The organism is Stieleria bergensis (assembly GCA_007745635.1).
Classification (GTDB): Bacteria; Planctomycetota; Planctomycetia; order Pirellulales; family Pirellulaceae; genus Stieleria; species Stieleria bergensis.
Map to the genome: position 1 here is coordinate 2,997,052 of CP036272.1, position 17,615 is coordinate 3,014,666.

General features: G+C 55.3%; 11 protein-coding genes and 1 pseudogene. 4 read left to right on the forward strand and 8 right to left on the reverse strand.

The genetic code is table 11. The annotated features are described in order from the left end of the window. The first annotated feature begins 361 nt into the window (after positions 1-361). Entirely contained in the window at positions 362-2,662 is a 2,301-nt protein-coding gene (locus SV7mr_RS10355; RefSeq protein ID WP_145271701.1) for a hypothetical protein, read from the forward strand. A gap of 186 nt (positions 2,663-2,848) precedes the next feature. Here the strand turns inward: SV7mr_RS10355 and SV7mr_RS10360 are convergent, their stop codons facing one another. The 6 genes from SV7mr_RS10360 to SV7mr_RS10385 form a co-directional block, all read right to left on the reverse strand. After that, positions 2,849-4,435, reverse strand: coding sequence for an outer membrane protein assembly factor BamB family protein (locus tag SV7mr_RS10360; protein WP_419188364.1), 1,587 nt, complete (start codon positions 4,433-4,435; stop codon positions 2,849-2,851). Between the two features lie 590 nt (positions 4,436-5,025). Continuing rightward, positions 5,026-5,907, reverse strand: a complete 882-nt coding sequence (locus SV7mr_RS10365) for a DUF4261 domain-containing protein (protein ID WP_145271705.1) — start codon at positions 5,905-5,907, stop codon at positions 5,026-5,028. Between the two features lie 117 nt (positions 5,908-6,024). Then, the gene (locus SV7mr_RS10370) at positions 6,025-7,227 is read right to left on the reverse strand and encodes a S1C family serine protease (RefSeq protein WP_145271707.1); all 1,203 of its coding nucleotides are present in this window, start codon (positions 7,225-7,227) and stop codon (positions 6,025-6,027) included. Continuing rightward, positions 7,227-9,326 carry a sensor histidine kinase gene (locus SV7mr_RS10375; RefSeq protein WP_145271709.1) on the reverse strand — a complete coding sequence of 700 codons (2,100 nt, stop codon included), beginning with the start codon at positions 9,324-9,326 and terminating at the stop codon, positions 7,227-7,229. The genes SV7mr_RS10370 and SV7mr_RS10375 overlap by 1 nt, the downstream gene beginning before the upstream one ends. 166 nt (positions 9,327-9,492) lie before the next feature. Next, positions 9,493-10,308, reverse strand: a complete 816-nt coding sequence (locus SV7mr_RS10380) for a hypothetical protein (protein ID WP_145271711.1) — start codon at positions 10,306-10,308, stop codon at positions 9,493-9,495. Between the two features lie 219 nt (positions 10,309-10,527). Continuing rightward, positions 10,528-11,193 (reverse strand): pentapeptide repeat-containing protein, encoded by a 666-nt coding sequence (locus SV7mr_RS10385; RefSeq protein WP_419188365.1) that lies wholly within the window; start codon positions 11,191-11,193, stop codon positions 10,528-10,530. A 42-nt stretch (positions 11,194-11,235) separates the two neighbouring features. Here SV7mr_RS10385 and SV7mr_RS10390 point away from each other — a divergent pair, with 42 nt between their 5' ends. The 3 genes from SV7mr_RS10390 to SV7mr_RS10400 all read left to right on the forward strand — a co-directional run bounded on the left by SV7mr_RS10390 (position 11,236) and on the right by SV7mr_RS10400 (position 15,568). Continuing rightward, the gene (locus SV7mr_RS10390; protein ID WP_145271714.1) at positions 11,236-12,816 is read left to right on the forward strand and encodes a hypothetical protein; all 1,581 of its coding nucleotides are present in this window, start codon (positions 11,236-11,238) and stop codon (positions 12,814-12,816) included. Between the two features lie 729 nt (positions 12,817-13,545). Next, positions 13,546-15,093, forward strand: coding sequence for a polymorphic toxin-type HINT domain-containing protein (locus tag SV7mr_RS10395; protein WP_145271716.1), 1,548 nt, complete (start codon positions 13,546-13,548; stop codon positions 15,091-15,093). A 22-nt stretch (positions 15,094-15,115) separates the two neighbouring features. Next, complete coding sequence (locus SV7mr_RS10400) at positions 15,116-15,568, forward strand: DUF6985 domain-containing protein (protein ID WP_145271718.1); 453 nt, start codon at positions 15,116-15,118, stop codon at positions 15,566-15,568. A gap of 39 nt (positions 15,569-15,607) precedes the next feature. On the opposite strand, the pseudogene SV7mr_RS10405 reads toward SV7mr_RS10400, so the two are convergent. Together SV7mr_RS10405 and SV7mr_RS10410 are read right to left on the reverse strand one after the other, a co-directional pair. Further along, positions 15,608-15,829 (reverse strand): annotated as a pseudogene (locus SV7mr_RS10405) (IS256 family transposase); the annotation flags it as partial. A 488-nt stretch (positions 15,830-16,317) separates the two neighbouring features. After that, positions 16,318-17,424, reverse strand: coding sequence for a hypothetical protein (locus SV7mr_RS10410; protein WP_419188366.1), 1,107 nt, complete (start codon positions 17,422-17,424; stop codon positions 16,318-16,320). Between the last annotated feature and the right edge of the window lie 191 nt (positions 17,425-17,615).

Here is a 17,615-nt window from a genome sequence, read left to right on the forward strand (position 1 = left end):
TTTTTGACTCAATGGATCTGCAACCGACTCGATGAGCCAGAGACTGAAGCAACACCATGAGGTGCGTTTCTGATAGACTGAGTCAGCTATTCATTTCTTATCTGCTCTGCTTCAGTTTCATTGGCTGGGCAGAGTGACAACTGAGATTGGTTTTGTTCAACACCATCGCTGATGGCGATGCTTTGTGTCCCTGTGGGAGCCGAGCATTGCGTGTCAGTAGCAGCAACGTTTCGGCGTGCAGCGGGTGTGATCACGGAGTCAATGTGGTACGCGAGTCATAATGGGACGGGGATGCTCCTTCGTTCCGTGAGGGCTTGGTGTTGATCAGGCAATCTCATGGCCGATTTAATGGAGTCATTCGATGCGCACTGAGACGTCACCAGTTTGCTGGTCTGCCGTTCGCGTCACGTTCTTTTTTTTCTTGTGGGGGCTCGTTGCGTTTCAGCATGATTTTGGGCTGTGCGTTTCTTCGGGCACTGTGACGGCGGAAAGCGTTGCGTCGCTGCAGCGCTGTCAAGCTGAAGTCCAAGCGGCTGCGAATGCCTACCAGCAGTTTGGTCTCTCGCGGCGGGTTCGGATGTATTCCGAGATGCGAGTCGATAAAGATCCCGTCATCAGTGCCACGGTCGATTGGTCCGAGCATGCTCCTAGCACAACGGTCAACGAACTGTTTCTGCGCCACGGCGAGCGGTTTCGCATGGATCGCATTTTGCAGAACAAGGTGCGCAGCTATCAGGGTTTCGATGGGAAGGTAGCGCGCCAGCGAATCAACGCGTTGGCGATCAATCAACCAGCGGCGGGCTTACGAACGGGGTCAGGTGATACAATTGCCAACCTTTTGCCGCATTGCTTACTGAATGTTGGCCTTGATTTGCCTTCGATGGGCTGGGTCTTTGGAAGCACAGTTCCGATGCAAAGATCGGCGTATGAAGGCGGGCGAGGGTCCGACTTTGAATGTGAGCCCGACAGTTACAGGGGTTCTGATGGCTGGCGTGTCCGTTGGCTTGCTCAATTCGGTAGCGATTCGCATTTGGTGTATCGATGCGAGGCATTCTTGGCTTCAAAGTACAGCGCGTTGCCGGTTTTTCAGCGTTATCAATTGATTGAAAGCGGTGAGGTTCGGGAACTGGTGCAGATCTATGCCGACCAGTTTCAGCGTTCTGAGCACGATGGGCTTTGGTATCCAAAACGCGTGATTGGGACGCGGGCGAAGAGAAACGACGAAGTGGATGTCTTTGAAGCGACCTACGCTTGGAACGATTCGTTCGCCGATCTTGAACAGTTTAGCGACCTGCCAGTGTCCGAAGCAGCGCTGAAAAAGCCCGTCAAAGCAACGGTTGCTGCCTTCACGCCACAGTCCTTGTTGGACGAGATGCCGGGGAACATCTTGCCGCTGTACTATTCCAGCATGGAAGAGTTTCAGAGGTTCTGGATTTGGGTTCTGGTGTACCTGATCGTCATGTTTGCGATGTTGGTTTGCTTCATTCGATACACGGGCATTGGGCGTTGGATAAGAAACTGCGTGGCGGACCATCCGTCGGCCTTTTGTTGCGGCGGGCTATTGTTGGCGCTTCCATTGGCTTATTGGGCGAGCCAGCCATTGGGTTGGTCTTCTCATGGTTTGACGCTGATCATCACGGGCGCATTCTTGCTGGTGTGGATGGGGTTGGTGATGTTTGTGTCAGGGCAGTATCGCATTACGATGCGCATGTCGCTGGCACTGTCTGTGACCTGTGCTTTGATCTTTTCAGGTTTGTCCGTCGGTCATCGCCGCGTCGCGCCACGTTCAAATTTTATTGCCGATCTTCAGAAAGGTGGTGGCAAAGTCGTGACAGGCGCTTGGTTGTATGACGATGATCGTCTGTTTTTGCCTCCCCAGCTTGAGCCCTTGGTCGGACCTGCTTGGCGTGGAAAGACCAGCCAGGCTGTGGTGATGGTTAACTCATTGCAACATGGGCGTCCCGAGCATTGGTCCTTGGACGAGGTGCGTTGGTTGGGGATCGCCAGTCCGACGGAGGATGGATTCGTATTAGATGCCAGCTTGATCAATCGGATGCCGTCCTCTGAGAATCTGTGGACGTTGAAGCTCCAACAAGGCGGGCTGACCGATGATGGCATCGAAAAGCTCAAGCGTTTTCCCCGGTTGGTTGATTTAAGCATCGATTGCGAACAGCAAGACATGCCAGAGTCGATTACAGAGCTCAAGTCGCTCGAGCGGTTGACTTTGACGCATGCGACCGTCGACGCGGCATTGCTCTCGTGTTTAGCTCAAATGGAATGTCTGCAGGTAGTGAATTTGATCAAACCGGTCTTCGATCCGACGGACCAGCCGCCTGCATTCGATCAGTACATCGAAGAGTTGCATGTGCAGTTCGCGTCGCTCGATGGTCAAGCGTTTGAATTGCTTGGCGCCGTGGCAGAGACGCTACAAGTCGTTGACTGCAAATGCACCATCGGCGTTGATGAAGCGCCGCAGGTCTCCAAGGTCGAACAATTGACTATCGGTTCCAGTGAGTTTGGGAACTTGGACCTCAATCGCATTCGTTGTGGAGAATCGCTTCGCTGGATGCGGCTGCGTGACACCAACGTCAACATCGAAGGCATCGACCAGTATTCAATGCGTTATCCCAGCGCTAGCCTGACGTTAGAAACACGACGCTAGCGAATCGTCAATGAGCTCGACAACAGAATGGCACGGTGGAGCAGCGCGGCACAGGAGGTTTTGCGCCTCGCGTTGCGCCTCTCAATGACGGAACGCTGAGCGTTCGCTCTGCAAGCGGTTCATGGGGCAAAGAGATCACGAGGTGACTGATTAAAGAACAGTCACCGAGTCGAGGTTTTCAGGAGCTTAGTTACCGAACGGATCGGCATCACCAAAGGGATCTTTGTCGTCTCCACCGGCGGGTGCTCCGAACGGGTCATCCATTGGTGCGCCGAAGGGATCGGTGGGATTGGCCATCGGTTTAGCCGGGGCGGGAGTTGACAGGCCGAAGGGATCGGTATTGTTGACCGGTGGCTTGGTGAACTCAGGTTTCTTCTTGCTTTCGTCAGCACTGTCTTTGAATTCGACCAGCGTAGGCAATTTGCTGCCAGCGGGACGCAAGCATTGGACGGAGCCTTGGTTGCTAACCAAGTAGAATCGATTGGTCACTGTGTTGACCAGCATTTTACCGACTCGCAAGCCAGGGTCGCTCAGGACAAGCTCGCCGGTCTTGCTGTCGATGACTGCAAATGACTGGTCCGTCTTGCGGACATACAGATGCTGGCCAAGGCCGCCCAAAACGCGATCGATGCCACCAACGCTGGATTCCCAGCGGCTGATCCCGTTGTTTTGTTCCAAAGCGAACAGTTGACCGTAGTCCGAAACAAAGAAAGCAGCATCATCAAACAGGTAGCCAGGCTTGAAGAATGGCACACCGTAAGGGCGGTTCCAAACCACGTCTCCCGATCGCGTGGCGCGAAGGCAGTAGACTTGGCCGACGCTGGACGCGAAGAAGAAGCGATTGCCTTGGGCTGAGACGGGCTGACCCGAAACGACACCGTCGGTATCCAGTCGAAACTGCATGTTGCGTTTTCCAGACAATTCCATCACATAGACGTAGCCCGCATCGGTGCCCCAAGCAATCAGGGCCGAGTGTGGCGACTTGCTAGGCATGTGGTTTGCAAGGCCCTGGACAATATCGGAAAAGCCTACTTCGGTGATGTCACGCAAAGGTTCGCCAGCGATCCCGTCACGAACGGTAGGGTAGACAACGTAGTCGCCCGCGATCATTGATCCAAATAAAGGCGTGTTTTTGGTTCGGTCGGTCACCATCGGTTCACCATTGAGAACATCGATCTGAATGATGTTCGCCCCATTGGTGAATGTCAGGTACTCATTGTCGACACCCAATCCACCGTAGCCCAGTGAAGGGGTGCCATGCTGGGACAGCCAAACCGGTGCACCGGTTTCCGCGTCACGGCATTCGACGGTTCCGTTGTTGGCAAGGGTGTAAAGATAAATCCGTGGAACGCTCCGTTTCGTGATCTCTGTTGGGATCTTGGTCCGAGCCATGAAGCGTTGCTCGCGTCGCGCCAAACGCTTCGCTTCCTCTTCGCCAATCGGTTTCCCGTTGCTGCCCTGTTGCTGCACATTGATCCGGAAGAAAACTTCGCCTTCACCTTCATCGGTTTTCTCGACCAGTTCGACGTACTCAATCGGCCGATCGGTGTGAACGTGCAATTTCTGATCAACAATCGACGATGCGCCATCAGCGACGCGTAGCTGCCGCTGCCAAGCCTGTTCCAATCCCAAGCGTTGGACGGTTTGGGACGACATCAGTCGTTGGCCAAAGCATGCCGATTGCCCTACCAGTGTCAGGGAAGCCGCCAGCAACAGTGCAGTCGACAGCTTCAGAAGGGGCAAAAAGGGGCGAAGCGAGAATGATCGTTTCATCGTGTTCTTGTGATAAGTGATCGCCGACGAGCATCGCAGCCTGCTAGAGGGCTGCATTGCGATCGATCAGCAATCGGTGACGAGCAATTTGGCTTTGAATCGGTGGTACCGCGGCAGATCAGCTGCTGAGGCCTAATCACCTGCAAAGGCCGGTGAACGACCGGTCCGGCAAAGGAGAATTGCCGCAATTCCGGGCACCACCGCTAGATTCTACTCAATCATCGGCGTTTGACCAATGAATCCTGCAGATTTGCCACCCAGGGACGATTCAGATGCTTTTTTAAGCCGATTTGGCGGGTTGAACGGGGCGATTGTACGACATGTATCAACCAGCGGGACCGAATCGCCGATTTGATCCGGCGACCGGGTGGTTTTTCAGGCCACCGGTTCGCACTGATTGACGCTTAGCCGAACCCGGCGAATCGACTCCGTTTTGAGCCCAATGGACCGTCTCCCCAACCGCTGCTTAATCCGCAGAGTGCTTCGGCCTATCTGGCAGTTAGGCGGCTGCGGCGTACAAAGGTCTTGAGCCAACGTCCCTCTGGGCATGTTTCCAAACGTGTTGAAAAAAACGGGGACGCGGTCTTGCGTTAGGCGTCATAGACAATCTTGTAAACCGTTCGTGATTCGTCGACCATGCTAGGCATGTGCCTGACCACGATCCGTTCCTCCGCCGAGCCGCCGACGGTGTTGCCGTCAGCGATGACCGGGCCACTCTGGATCAAGTAGTGGGCGATGTTGGACACGAAGTCAAACAAATCGCTGGGATCCAACTCGGTCTCGTCGACTTCGATCTCCATCAAGTCAAATTGCTGCATGCCTAGCGTGTAGATGCCAATGCTGGATTCCGAGGGACGAACCAATTGAAACCGCAGCCAAAGCGGGACAGGGAAACGTTCTTCGGACATGTCCTCACAGAAATCTTCAAACAATTCACGCGAGTTGCAGACATTGGCGTTGCCCCAGTAGACGCCGATTCCATCAAACAGCTTCAGCGCTACGAGTGCCAGTTTGGAAACGCTGCTTGCTGACTGAACTGGAGTCAGGTCGCCAGCCCCCACGTTTGTCACAATCACATGCGATTGATGGCTTGCTGCCTGCTCACGTCCATCTGGCCATAGAAAATTGCCTTCCGCGTGATCTTCGGCCTCGCCCTCCGGGATGGGCGCTGGCAGATGAGCTAAAAAACCGACCGTGTTGTCACCATGGCTGATTGTGACAACCTTGTCTTCATGCGCATCGATCGTATAACCGGCACCAAAGACATCGTTCACCACTTGCGTCGCATTGCCAAGGTCGCCAGGGCTGACGTTTTTGCAAAGCACAAAGCAATGTTGAGTATTGCCGCTGAATTCTGACTCCGTGTCGTTGGGCGACTCGTTTGCCGACGATTGGGAATCGATGGACTGAGGGGCATTCGGTGCAGAGTCGTTTTTGCCGAGCAGTTTTCGAAGTGGGGTAAGGAAAGACATGGAGTCGAACGTCTGAAGAAGGAAGAAAGGGTTGGTCTAGCATTCTTCAGTGACCAGTGAGGAAGAATGCCTGTACAAACAGCTTATCACAATCGAGTTGTCAACGCAGTCGTTTTGTCACTGCAGCGTAACGGTCATTTGCCGTTGCTCGTCATTGCGATAAAAGGTGACAATGACTTGGTCGCCGGGGCGAAATTCTAGCAGAGCGTCCAGGAGGTCGGAGAGTTTTTTGATCGGCGTCTTGCCAATGGCGACAATGATGTCACCAGCGTCGATGACGCCCGGGCGAACCTCGCGGACACCGCGCAATCCCGCTTGCTCGGCAGGGCCGTCTGACTGCGTGGCGTAGATCATGACGCCTTCAATTCCCAGCTGGCGCTGTGCAATGCTGCTGAGTTCTTGATTCACGCGGATGCCCATATCCGCGGGCTTAAAACTGCCCGTCGCAATGATCTCTGGGACCACTCGATTGACGGTGTCCACCGGAATGGCGAAGCCCACTCCAGCCGAAGCGCCCGATGGACTGTAAATTGCCGTGTTGACTCCGATCAGCCGCCCTGCACTATCGAGCAGCGGACCGCCGGAATTGCCAGGGTTGATCGCGGCATCAATCTGAATCACATCGTCAATGGTTCGACCGCTGGGGCTTTCAATCGTTCGACTCTTGGCAGAGACCACCCCGGTGGTCAGGGTTTGACTCAGCCCAAACGGATTGCCAATCGCAAAGACGGCTTGACCGACTAACAGGCCGGCACTGTCGCCGGCAGTGATGCCTGTTAACTTCTCTGGTGGCGCGTCGATTTTCAAGACGGCTAAGTCATGGCCCGGTGACTGACCGATGGGACGGGCTTCATACTGGCTTTGATCGTGCAACACAATCGTCGCCGCCTCTCCACGGGTCACGTGAAAGTTGGTCACCACGTGGCCTTGATCGTCCCAGAAGAATCCGCTGCCGCTGCCGGTTTCGACTTCAACACTTCGGCGCATGAACGGGCTATAGACCCGTGAACGTGTGTTCAGGTAAACCACCGCTGGACTGACGCGTTGAAACAGTTCAACACTCGTCCGCTCAAAGTCAGCCAAGTCGCCGCGCGCTGTGATTGGCAATGGATCGGGCTTATTGAACGTTTCTGTCGTGTCGGCGGTCGCCTTTTGCAGGGCTGCTGGCGCGCCTCCGTTGGCGGGTTCTGACTGCCCCAGCAGTGAACGCATGCCGATCACAATGTTGGGCACAACGAAGACCAGAATCACCAATCCCAACAAGAGAACGTTGCGGCGATACTGCTTTTCCAAACGCTTAAAGTCGTAATCGGTTGGCACTAGACTGAATGATCTTGGGAGTTCGGAACTGGCAGCGAAAAGGTGACCGCGGCTCCACCACCCGGGAGGTTCTCGGCCCAGATCTCGCCACCGTGGGCTTCCACAATGGTTCTCGCGATGGGTAAACCAAGCCCCATGCCGTCGGTCTTTGTGGACTGAAATGCCGTGAACCGCGCATTTTCGTCGTCGCTAAAACCCATCCCATTGTCAGCCACAGTAAATCGTACCATCGAATCAAGTCGGTCAACCAACAAGGTGACTTTCGGTGATTCTACGGCGTTAGAATGCAATGAGTCAAAGGCGTTGCGCAACAGATTGACGAGGACTTGCTTGATCTGAACGGGGTCGGCAAACACGCGGGAAGCATCTTGCTTCAGATCAACGTCAATTTCAATTCGTTTGCGAGCCTGTCGATGGTCGGTCAGCATGAGCGCTGTGTCGATGATCTCTTGTGTGTCGGCCATCTGTTTTTGAATGGGGCGACGCGAGACGAATTGGCGAAGCCGAGAGATCACGCTGCCGGCAAACTCAGCCGCCGAACCTACTTGCGACAACCATTGTAAGACCAGTTCTTGATCAAAGTTCGGTGTGTTTTGGATCAGGTTGACGCAAGCTTTTGAGTAGTTTTGCATCGCATACAGAGGTTGATTGAGTTCGTGGGCAATGCCGCCGATCATCTCCGCAATCACTGAAATCCGCGCCACATGGGTTAGCTCATCTTCCATTTGGCGAATCGACTTTTGAGCGTTGACCAGTTGTGTGATATCCAGCGAGACACCGACGACGCCAACAATCTTGCCTTGGCGGTCATGGACTGGTTGCACATGAACTTGCAAAATATGGTCACTCACCGGCAATTCGTAATGTCCCGATTCGCCTTGGAGGGCGCGCTTGTGATACAGCAACGCGCGCTGTCCGTTTTCACCATCGCCGAGCAGCTCGGTTGGCGTCCGCCCAATCAATTCTTCCTGGTCTGCATGAAAGGCTTCCAGTCCTGTCCCGGTAATGTAGTTCATTCGCAATTGGATGTCGGTGGTCCAAAGGATTGCTGGCGCTTGCTCGGTCAGCAGCTGTAACCAGGCTTCACTGGTCACGCGGCGATCTTCGGAAACCAAACGTCGCATCTCCAAACAAAGTCGATTCTGAAAGACAGAGACCAAGGCGAGGTTCTCTTGGAGCTTTGAACAGTCTCGATCTTGCAGGACCAACGCACCGATCACGGTTGAATCGACGTCAAGCACCGGTAGTAGACCCTGATGGCAGTCTTCACAGCGGGGGGCGCCGGTGGTACAGATCAAGGGACTTGGATCGTCACTGGAACTGCTACGGAAAATCAAGTCTGAGGATCCAGACTGAACCGTTCTCCAGACTTCATCGGTGGTGTCAATGGTGAACAACAAGTTGCGGTCTTGCGTTCGATTGTAAACCACCGCTGTCCCACAATGAGAACCAGGAATGGCCTCAAAACGAACCACGGTCACCTGTTCCAGTTTCAAAACGTCGGAGATCGAACGGCCTAGGCGAGCAAACAATTGCTCCGCCGTTTCGTTGGGGACCTCGGCGGCCACGCTGGCCAACGCTTGTTCCAAAAGAGTGAGACCGCCGGCTCGCTGCGCTGTCGCTAGGTGCGCCAGTCCCGTTGAATGGGCCAGTCCCGTTGAATGGGAAGCGCTTGTCGCGGAAGGTTCAACCGTGATGACCGATTGGATTGTCTGTTCAGTCGTCAAGAGACTGACCCAACGCGTCAGCACCGTTTTGCCGGTCGATGTCTGGCATCGGCAATAGAACTGAACGTGATCGGTTGACCGGCACAGTAACTGCTGCAAATGCTGTTGAGCGCTCCTGCGGTCGGATTCAACGATCCAGGGTTGGTCCGTGATGGCTAACTGGGGCAGCGCGTCGCTGGGCCATTGCAGTGTTTGGCTGGCCGAAGGTGGCCAGGCGATCAAGCGTAAGGTTTCATCCCAGCGAACTAAAAAGCTGGCCAGCGAACCGTCTAAGGCTGGCGTCCGTCCCGCATTGGTTTCCATTGGCCCGGGTTCTTCAGAACCGGCGCGGCCACTTGCGGGACCAGAGGACTGGTCATGATGTTCAAACATATGATCTGTATCCAGTCAATGATGCCGATGCTTCCAGCGCGGATGGCGAGAACGATGTTGCTAAACGGGCAGGATGACAAAAAGGGGACGGAGTCGAGGGGTTGAGCGAAGCGTAGAGCGTTTCAGCATCGAAGCGTAAAGCGTTTCAGCATCGAAGAATTCACAACTAGGGCGCGGGTGTCATGTCTTTGGGAAATCCCGCACGCTGCAACGCCTTGTAGGCCTCGGGGGCGTCTTGCTTGAGCTCTTTAAGCGTCTTGTAGGTTTTGATGATGGGGTTCTTCTCGCCAGGCCGCTCCACCTCGATGCCGCCGTCGACCTGTTTGTACTGATGGGTCTTGCCATTGATCTGGACTTTCGCAGACTGCTTGCCGTTGCTGCTGCTGCGTGAGATCGAGAGGCGATTGATCCCCGGGCCATTGATGGGCATCACGGGCAGTTGGATGGGTTTGATTTGACCGCCACCGACACGGATCTGGATTCTTGGTGCAAAGGGAGCACCGCCAGGAAAGGCACGGATTGGAATGCCGTTGGCACTCTGAGCGATTTGCTGTGGTTTCGGTTGAGGGTTCAGTCGCTCCAACGCATCTTTGGCCACCTGCTTGGTTTCCACCGGTCCGTTATCAGCGGCGTCCTTGAGTGCGGGTTCTGCCAATCGACCCAGGTTCAGCAAACGCTGTCTCGCACGCCTGCGAGTCACGTAATTGGGGCTTTCCAGTTCATCGATCGCTTGTGCGATTCGCTGCTTGATGTCCGGGCCGAGTTTCGGCAGCCTGGGGCGGGGCGTCGCGGGGCTCTCGGGTTGGGACGCGGGCCGATTGTCCGGAGTCTTGGTGGGAACTTGTTGAGCCACAACGGTGGGGCTGGGGCAGCAAAGGATGGCCAGGAACCCGGTTGTGCTGACGACGAACGTTCGCAGCGCTCTGCGACGCGGGTTGGACAGCGCCGCAGTGCTCCGGATTGGTGATGGTGTGCCGTGCATGGTTCGGTGGGAGTTTGGGCGTGATTGAATATCAATGAGAGCCGCGAATTTGGCATTCGAGAAGCGTTCGCTGCATCGATCGGGGCTGCTGCCGGTGCATTCGCCCAGTGACAGGAGACGCTGATCGGGTGTAGCCCCGTTGGCTAGTTGCCCAATCGTCCAATATTGCCATCAATTCACTCCAAGATTTAGGCGAAAACAATCTTGGGCTGGAAGCCTCTAGCTTGCTAGACTCGCCCGACTTGCTGTCTCTATCCTATCATAATCGTTGCCGTGAAAGTCGTTACAGGCCAGTGTCCTGCTTGCTGCCGCAATCTCGCTTTTTATCAAGCGACCGATTCTGCTGCGCCAGCACGGGCTGCCCAAGCCGAAGCGTCTGATGCAGAGCAAGGGATGACGCTTGCCCAGTTTGACTCCGCTGGTCAGCTTCACTGCCAGTGTGGGCAGGCATTGTGCGTGCCTAAGCAGGGGCCGGCCGCCCAAATTACAGCCAAATGCCAGACCTGTAGCGGCGGCTTTGTCTTGGGAGCCGCCGCCGCGGGGATGCAACTCAGTTGCGCCTGCGGCAGTTTGGTGCAGGTGCCAGATCTGATTCTGGAGCTCGCTGGGCCAGCCGAGCCGATTGCCGCCGAGCCACAACAGGCCGAGCCAGAGCCAGTCGCTGAAGCTTCCCCGTCGCTGGATGAGTCGCCGCAGGTGGCTGCCGAAATTCCAGCGGCCAGTGTTCCAGCGGCCAGTGTTCCAGCGGCCAGTGTTCCAGCGGCCAGTGTTCCAGCGGCCAGTGTTCCAGCGGCCAGTGTTCCAGCGGCCAGTGTTCGACTGCCGGTCGCTGCCCTGCCCCAGCTGTATTCGATCGAAATTCCGCCGCCGCCGGTCGCTCATCATGATGCTGTTGACCAAGATAGCGAGGCCATTGCCCGGCCTGCGTTGCGACTGCCGATCACTGCGTTCCCTGAACTTTATTCGATTGAGGTTCCGCCAGCGGTTCCAGCGTCAGAGCAAGTTGCCGAGCCGATTCGCTTGCCGGTGACAGCTTTTCCCGAGCTGTACTCGATCGAGATTCCGGTTCCGCCAGTGGTTGCCCAGCCCGAGCCGATTCGCTTGCCGGTGACAGCTTTTCCCGATCTGTACTCGATCCAGATTCCGGTTCCGCCAGAGGTTTCCCAGCTCGAACCGATTCGCTTGCCGGTGACAGCTTTTCCCGATCTGTACTCGATCGAGATTCCGGTTCCGCCAGTGGTTGCCCAGCCCGAACCGATTCGCTTGCCGGTGACAGCTTTTCCCGATCTGTACTCGATCCAGATTCCGGTTCCGCCAGAGGTTTCCCAGCCCGAACCTGTTGCCGAGCCGATTCGCTTACCAGTGACGGCTGTGCCCGAACTGTATCAGATTGCTGTCCCAGAAAAATTGCTTGATCGCCAGTCTCGGATTCCCCGTCAGAAATTGGTTGATGCTGATGTCATGCTCTGTCCTGGTTGCGGACTTAGTCACTCGGCGGATCTTGCCGGCCGGCAGTTCACCTGTCGTTGTGGTCAGCAGTTTCCAGACGCCGCGTTGGGCGTTCTGGATGAGCTGATGCAATACAATCTTGTTCCGTTTCAGCCGATTGCCATCGATCGTACAGGGGCGGTACCAGGGCCTGATCTGCGAATGTTTACCGTTCCAGCCGTGTCTGGTTCATTTGATCAGGCAACGGCGAATGCGGTGGCGATCGTCTCTGGTGATGTCGCGAAAGATGTCTCCAGCGCTGACGCGATGGTCCGAGGTTGGACTTGGCGTCAGTGGGGGTTAGGTGTTTTGGCGACCGGCGCGCTCTCGCTGACAGCGGTCGCGCTGTTGTGGGATCGGCACGCTGGCACGGTTGCTTCCACGGAACAGGGGTATCGAATCCCGTTGATGGCCGCCGAGCCATTGCGCGTGGATCCGATCCGCTCTGTTGAGGACAAACGCGTCGTCGGCGCTGATGCGAAGTCTGGGAAGGAGGCCTTGGTTGCTTGGTCTCCCGAGTTGGACTCGACAGCGGTGCCTGCGGTGGTGCCCGTTGGTGTCATTGAGACTGCCGTGGAATCGATTGAATCCAGTTCCGAAATTGAACAGGCGAACATCGAAAAGGCCAATGCCGATTCGGGCGGCTTGTTGTCCCAGGATTTATTGGCGGTTCCATTGTCCTTGGCCAAGGGCTTTGAGCAACAAGAGCTTCTGAGCGAGATCGCTTTGCGGCAGTTTGCTGAATCGGTCACCGCGTTGGGTGAGCGTCAGGCGGAGCTAAAGCTGAGTGATCTTTTGTGGCTTGCAGATCGCTGGGAGTCATATGCCCAGCGGGCGGAGACGCATGAGTTGGCGGCCCGGTGTTACTGGCAGGCCGCTGCAGCGATGGCGATGTCGCGTGAAGTAGCCGGTTCGGGCGTGGCCGAGGTCGCCAGCTATCAGCAGCGGCAGGAATTGCTGACGCAGAAGTCGCATGCTGAAACTCGCATGGTTTCAGCCGAACAAGGTCTGCGGCGTTAAGCCTGGCAGTAAGAGCCGTGTTCGGTGTGTCCCCATTATCCGCCGGCCCTTAACCCCGTTTCTTTGTGGGGCTCTGGGCAATCGCGATTCCATCGAACCGAGGCTGGGTTCGTAGGGAGCGTGCTTGCACGCACGCTACGTCTGTGTCGAACGCCGTAGGTGTTCCATACTCACAGCCCAGGGTCGCGCAGCGCACCCTGGGTGAGCGTCGCGATCCATCTGCCGAACGCCGTAGGTGTTCTACACTCGTTGCCGAACGGGCCAAGACAAGCACGGCACCCTATCGTCGTTTGAACTCCAGACGACTCTGTCCCAACTCGCCAAGCCTCGGCAATGGAACCACGAAGGACACGATGAGCACGAAGGGATAAGTCATGGAACGACCTCGCGGGCGAGGCAGCTGCCTGCGTCCCGTTTAATATCGCCGCCGCGCGACTGGGAGCGTTTCAGTGTGACAGCAACCAAGTTGAAGCCCTATCGGCCCCGGACCATAGAGCCGAGATTCGAAGAAAAGCTCCGTGTTCTCGGTGCCTCTGTGTTTTGATCATTTTCGCAACGCAATTTTGAACGCGTTAACGAACGCCAAGCGGGACTACAACGAGGCTTCAAGACCTGGCCGATGAACGAAGTAACACTCCAACATTGTCTCGCAGTCGTCGACTCTTCTCGCCCGCTCTATTGGCCGTCTTGTTGCATCCCGGTTTGCGGGGCTGTACGATACTGGCTCCGATGGACTCCCGATCAGCTCTCTCAAAGTTGACCACCACCATGCAAGAACTTCGCGTGATACGGCATACCGATCAATCCTCTGACCCCGATACAGAGAACGCGCCAAATGAAGCCCCTGTGCCGCGGCGTTTGCTTCGGCTGTGCGCTGCTCTTGTGATGGTCATTTGTGCTGGATGGCTGTTGATCGAATCGATGCGCAGTGATTCATCGCCAGACTTATCGCCATCCGCCGTGACTCCGGTCGATTCATCTCAACAACCACACAGCGCCACCAAAGCGATCAAAGACATTCAAGTCGGCGAGCGTGTATTGGCGGAAAATCCAGAGCTCCATCAGGCTCAGCGAACTGCTTACCGCGAGCCCGATTGGAACCAGTGGCTGCAGCTTTCGCTTGTGATGCTCAAAGAGGACGGCAGTGAACTGAACATCGAACTGCTGCGCAGCGAGGACTGGGTGCGCCGCCAGTTGGTTCCGATCCATGCACCTTTTGCTGACAAGAGCTCAAGCGACGCCCCGACATCGCAGAACGAGCTTCACCCGAAAGTTGCATCGCAAAATCCCGGAGACGTCCCTGACGTTCCGCTCTCGCCACTTCGTCCAGTGTTTCGCGAACTCGTTTTTCAGCAGGTCATGCTCGAAGCATTCGATCGGGAACTGATTGGCGTGGCGATAGAAATGGACTTGCCGGAACTGGCGATCACCGGGCCTGCGTTGCTGGTAGACATGCAGACGGCTCCGTTGATCAAGGCGGGTCAAGGTCGAGTGGTCACGGCAACGTTTCAGCACACGAACGCGGACGTCATTGATTTGACGATTGAAGATGCGGTTGAACGTGAAACCATTGGCACAACTAGCAATCACCCGTTCTGGTCAGAGGACCGTCAAGCGTTCGTGCAAGCGGGCTCGTTGAAGAGCGGCGAGCGTGTGAGGACGTATTTAGGTGACCAAAAACAAGTCATCTCACTGCTAGCACGCCCCGGGCCGCAAGAAGTTTACAATCTAGAAGTCCACGCCGAACACGTCTACTACGTCGGCGAGTTTGGGACGCTGGTTCATAATGCAGGGCAATATGCAGTAACACCAAAGCCCAGTAGCACACTCAATCAAAGAGTCGTTCATACTAGGAAGGGCCAATTCGGAAATGAGTACCAAGCGTCTCGCGGGAGATGGACTGGACAAAGAGGACGATCAAAATTCATCCCTTCAGATACAATTGCAAACGCTCACATTAGATCGCTTCTAAGTCTGTACAACGTTGATGGGGTGACCTACCGAATGGGAAAAGTCAATCTTTCGCCATTCGCACATGGGAAGGTCACTGTCACAGGGATGACCGCAAATCGTACTGCAATCCATGCAAGAGCTGACGAGTTGCTCGCTCGTCAATGGAATGTAAAAACAAAAGACGTCGTAAGATACCGAAGGGCAAACAAGCTCTCTTGGCACGAGTGGAACAACATGCGAACGATGGAACTCGTGCCTACTGAAATCAACGATTTCTTCAAGCATCTTGGAGGAATTGGTGAGATAAACTTATTAAACCGATGAGAACATCTATCCACTAAACGTTATGACAAGCAAACCAAAACTTGAATTTCCTGTCGGCACACTTCAGTGGGTTGCAGGTGATCTGTGGCAAATGGATGATTCATGCACACTTTTCGGAAAGAGGTTCTCAATAAAACATCAATTTCAAATTGACATAGATGAAGGCCTTGAACCTGAACAAATTTCAGCTCACCAATACTACACCGCCAACCAGCCCAAGGTCATCGCAATCTGCGAGCGAGCAATACGCGAGTACAGCGAGAGCGAGGAAGTGCAAGCTATCAGTGGCTCCGACACAAAAATATGCGCGTCCGCCCAGACGGTAACACCTTTGTCGATTCTATTTCCCTATGCGGAACCGTTCGAAACCTTTGGCATGCTATGCGACTGCGTTTGGGATATTGATAACGGACTTGCAGTGCGATTTGAAAAGCATGCTCTTGCAGCGATAGGTACGCAGAACATTCTGCTCTAATTCATGCTTCAAGCGAATCCCGGAGAGGATGTCCCATCAGATTGTTAAAACTTGAAAGATGGTCTGTTCCTTGCTTAAGCGGATCCCGTCGAGCATGAGGGCACACCAAGTGGACTCACCGAGATTTTTGCTTCGCAGTTGTTCGACGAACTTGCTGCCAGATGCTTTCCAGAGGCGCGAAGCCCTTGATCGTTTGACGCCTGGAGAATTTGGCTTGATCTCCTCAATGGAAACCTGCGGGGACAGTCCGCTGAAACTTGCAATCGTCGCGTAGGTGGGAATAAACCACGAAGGACACGAAGAGCACGAAGGAGGGAGTCACAATCATCCAACGGGGACTGTCCCCGAAGCGACGTTGTGCAGCAGATAATGTTTGCTTTCCGCTCGATTTGCCCCAAACCGCATGTAGAACACCTACGGCGTTCGGAGGTTTGATGGTTCCAATGACCCAAGGTGCGCTTCGCGACCTTGGGCTGTGAAAATGGAACACCTACGGCGTTCGGAAGGCCAGCCTGACATTCCTGCGAACACATGATCAGAGAAACACGCCCAAGTAACCTGTGAAATCCAAGGCGGTGGCTTTCGCAGTCGCATCCAGAGTTCCGAACGCGGTAGGCGTTCTGCACTCGTTGCCGAACGAACCAAGGCAAGTACGGCACCCTACGTGGGTTCAAGGCATTGGTCCGTGCAAGTGCGGCGCGCTACGATTTTTGGTGCGTGCAAGTGCGGCACTCTATCGAGTGGTGCGTCTACCGTTTGCCGGGGATGGCGACGGGTTTTGGCTTGACGTCAAACGGGATGTCGGCGATGTGGTGAGCGTACTGCGTGCCTGCTTTGCCCGGGTTGATGTGCCGGTAGGGAGAGTTCAGGGCGCTGTAGTCAGTCATCAGTTTGCGGATCTGTGGAGCGTAGCGGAACCCGTTGTCTGGCAGGCTTTCGCCCAGCTGTTCAAACGTTCCTACGGTCACGATGGATTTTTCGCGATCGTGGTACTGGTAGGCCTCGACGCCTTTTTTCCGCAGCGCCTTGGTCATCTTGTCGGCCATCAGGGCCATGATTTCCATGCGTGTTGCGTTGGGGGCAAATTTGTCATGATTGCTGGCGCCTTCGATGGTGCTGCAGCCGCTGAAGGTTCGCACGACAACAGTGAAGTTGCCTGGGGCATCTAGCAGGCTGTAGTCAACGTCTTCGTTCAGTTGGCGAACGAAAGTGTCGACGGTTGGTCGTTTGAAGTAGTCGTCTTTCAGCAGCGGGTTGCGCGTGATGAAAGCGTTCGCCAGTGGGTTGCGGTCGCGGCCTTTGCGAGAGCGGAAGAGGTGGGCGCCAAAGGTTTTGATGGTCGCTGCCGGTGTGTTGGTGTTGTACTCCTTGGCCATTTCTTCAGGGTTTTTGAAGATGTCGAGTTGCGCCTTGGCCAGTTTGGCTCGATCTGATTCAATGGCTTTGTGTTTTGGCGAATCGTATTCACCGACCAGCACGGCGTACGCTTCGTAGCTGTGCGGGTTGGCGTACCGCATGGTCTTGCCCGTGCTCGGGTCGCGTCCCGCTTCGCCGGTAAAGTTGAATGATTGCTTGTGGATGAACGCTGGCATTCGTAAGTCCTGGCGGATTTCCAGGGCCGTTTTCTCTGCCAGTCGTTTGGAGTCGGTGCCAACGTAGGTGTTGGCTAGCAGTAGCCACGGGCCATCCTTCTGTTCCAAAACCAATGAGTCCGCATCGGCGATGGTTTTGGCGCCACCGAATAGATTCCGAATGCTGGGCGGTGCAGCGTGACTGGTGGTGCTGGCCAGCAAGGATGCTGCACAGAGACTTGCAAAAACACGACGTGTCGGGCGTTGCATTGGAATGGTTCTCATCGGAAGGGAAGGTGCGAAACAGACCGAAAGCGAGTGCATATCAAATCATCGCCGGGCAAGGAAAGATTGAATTTTGCCGTCCAGCAACTTGCGATTTCGGAGATGCGTTTTTCTGGTCGCTTCAGACCAGCAAATGCATGCATTTTGCTAGCAAACTGCGGCTTGCATTCGTCTGGAGGTGTGCGGCTGCA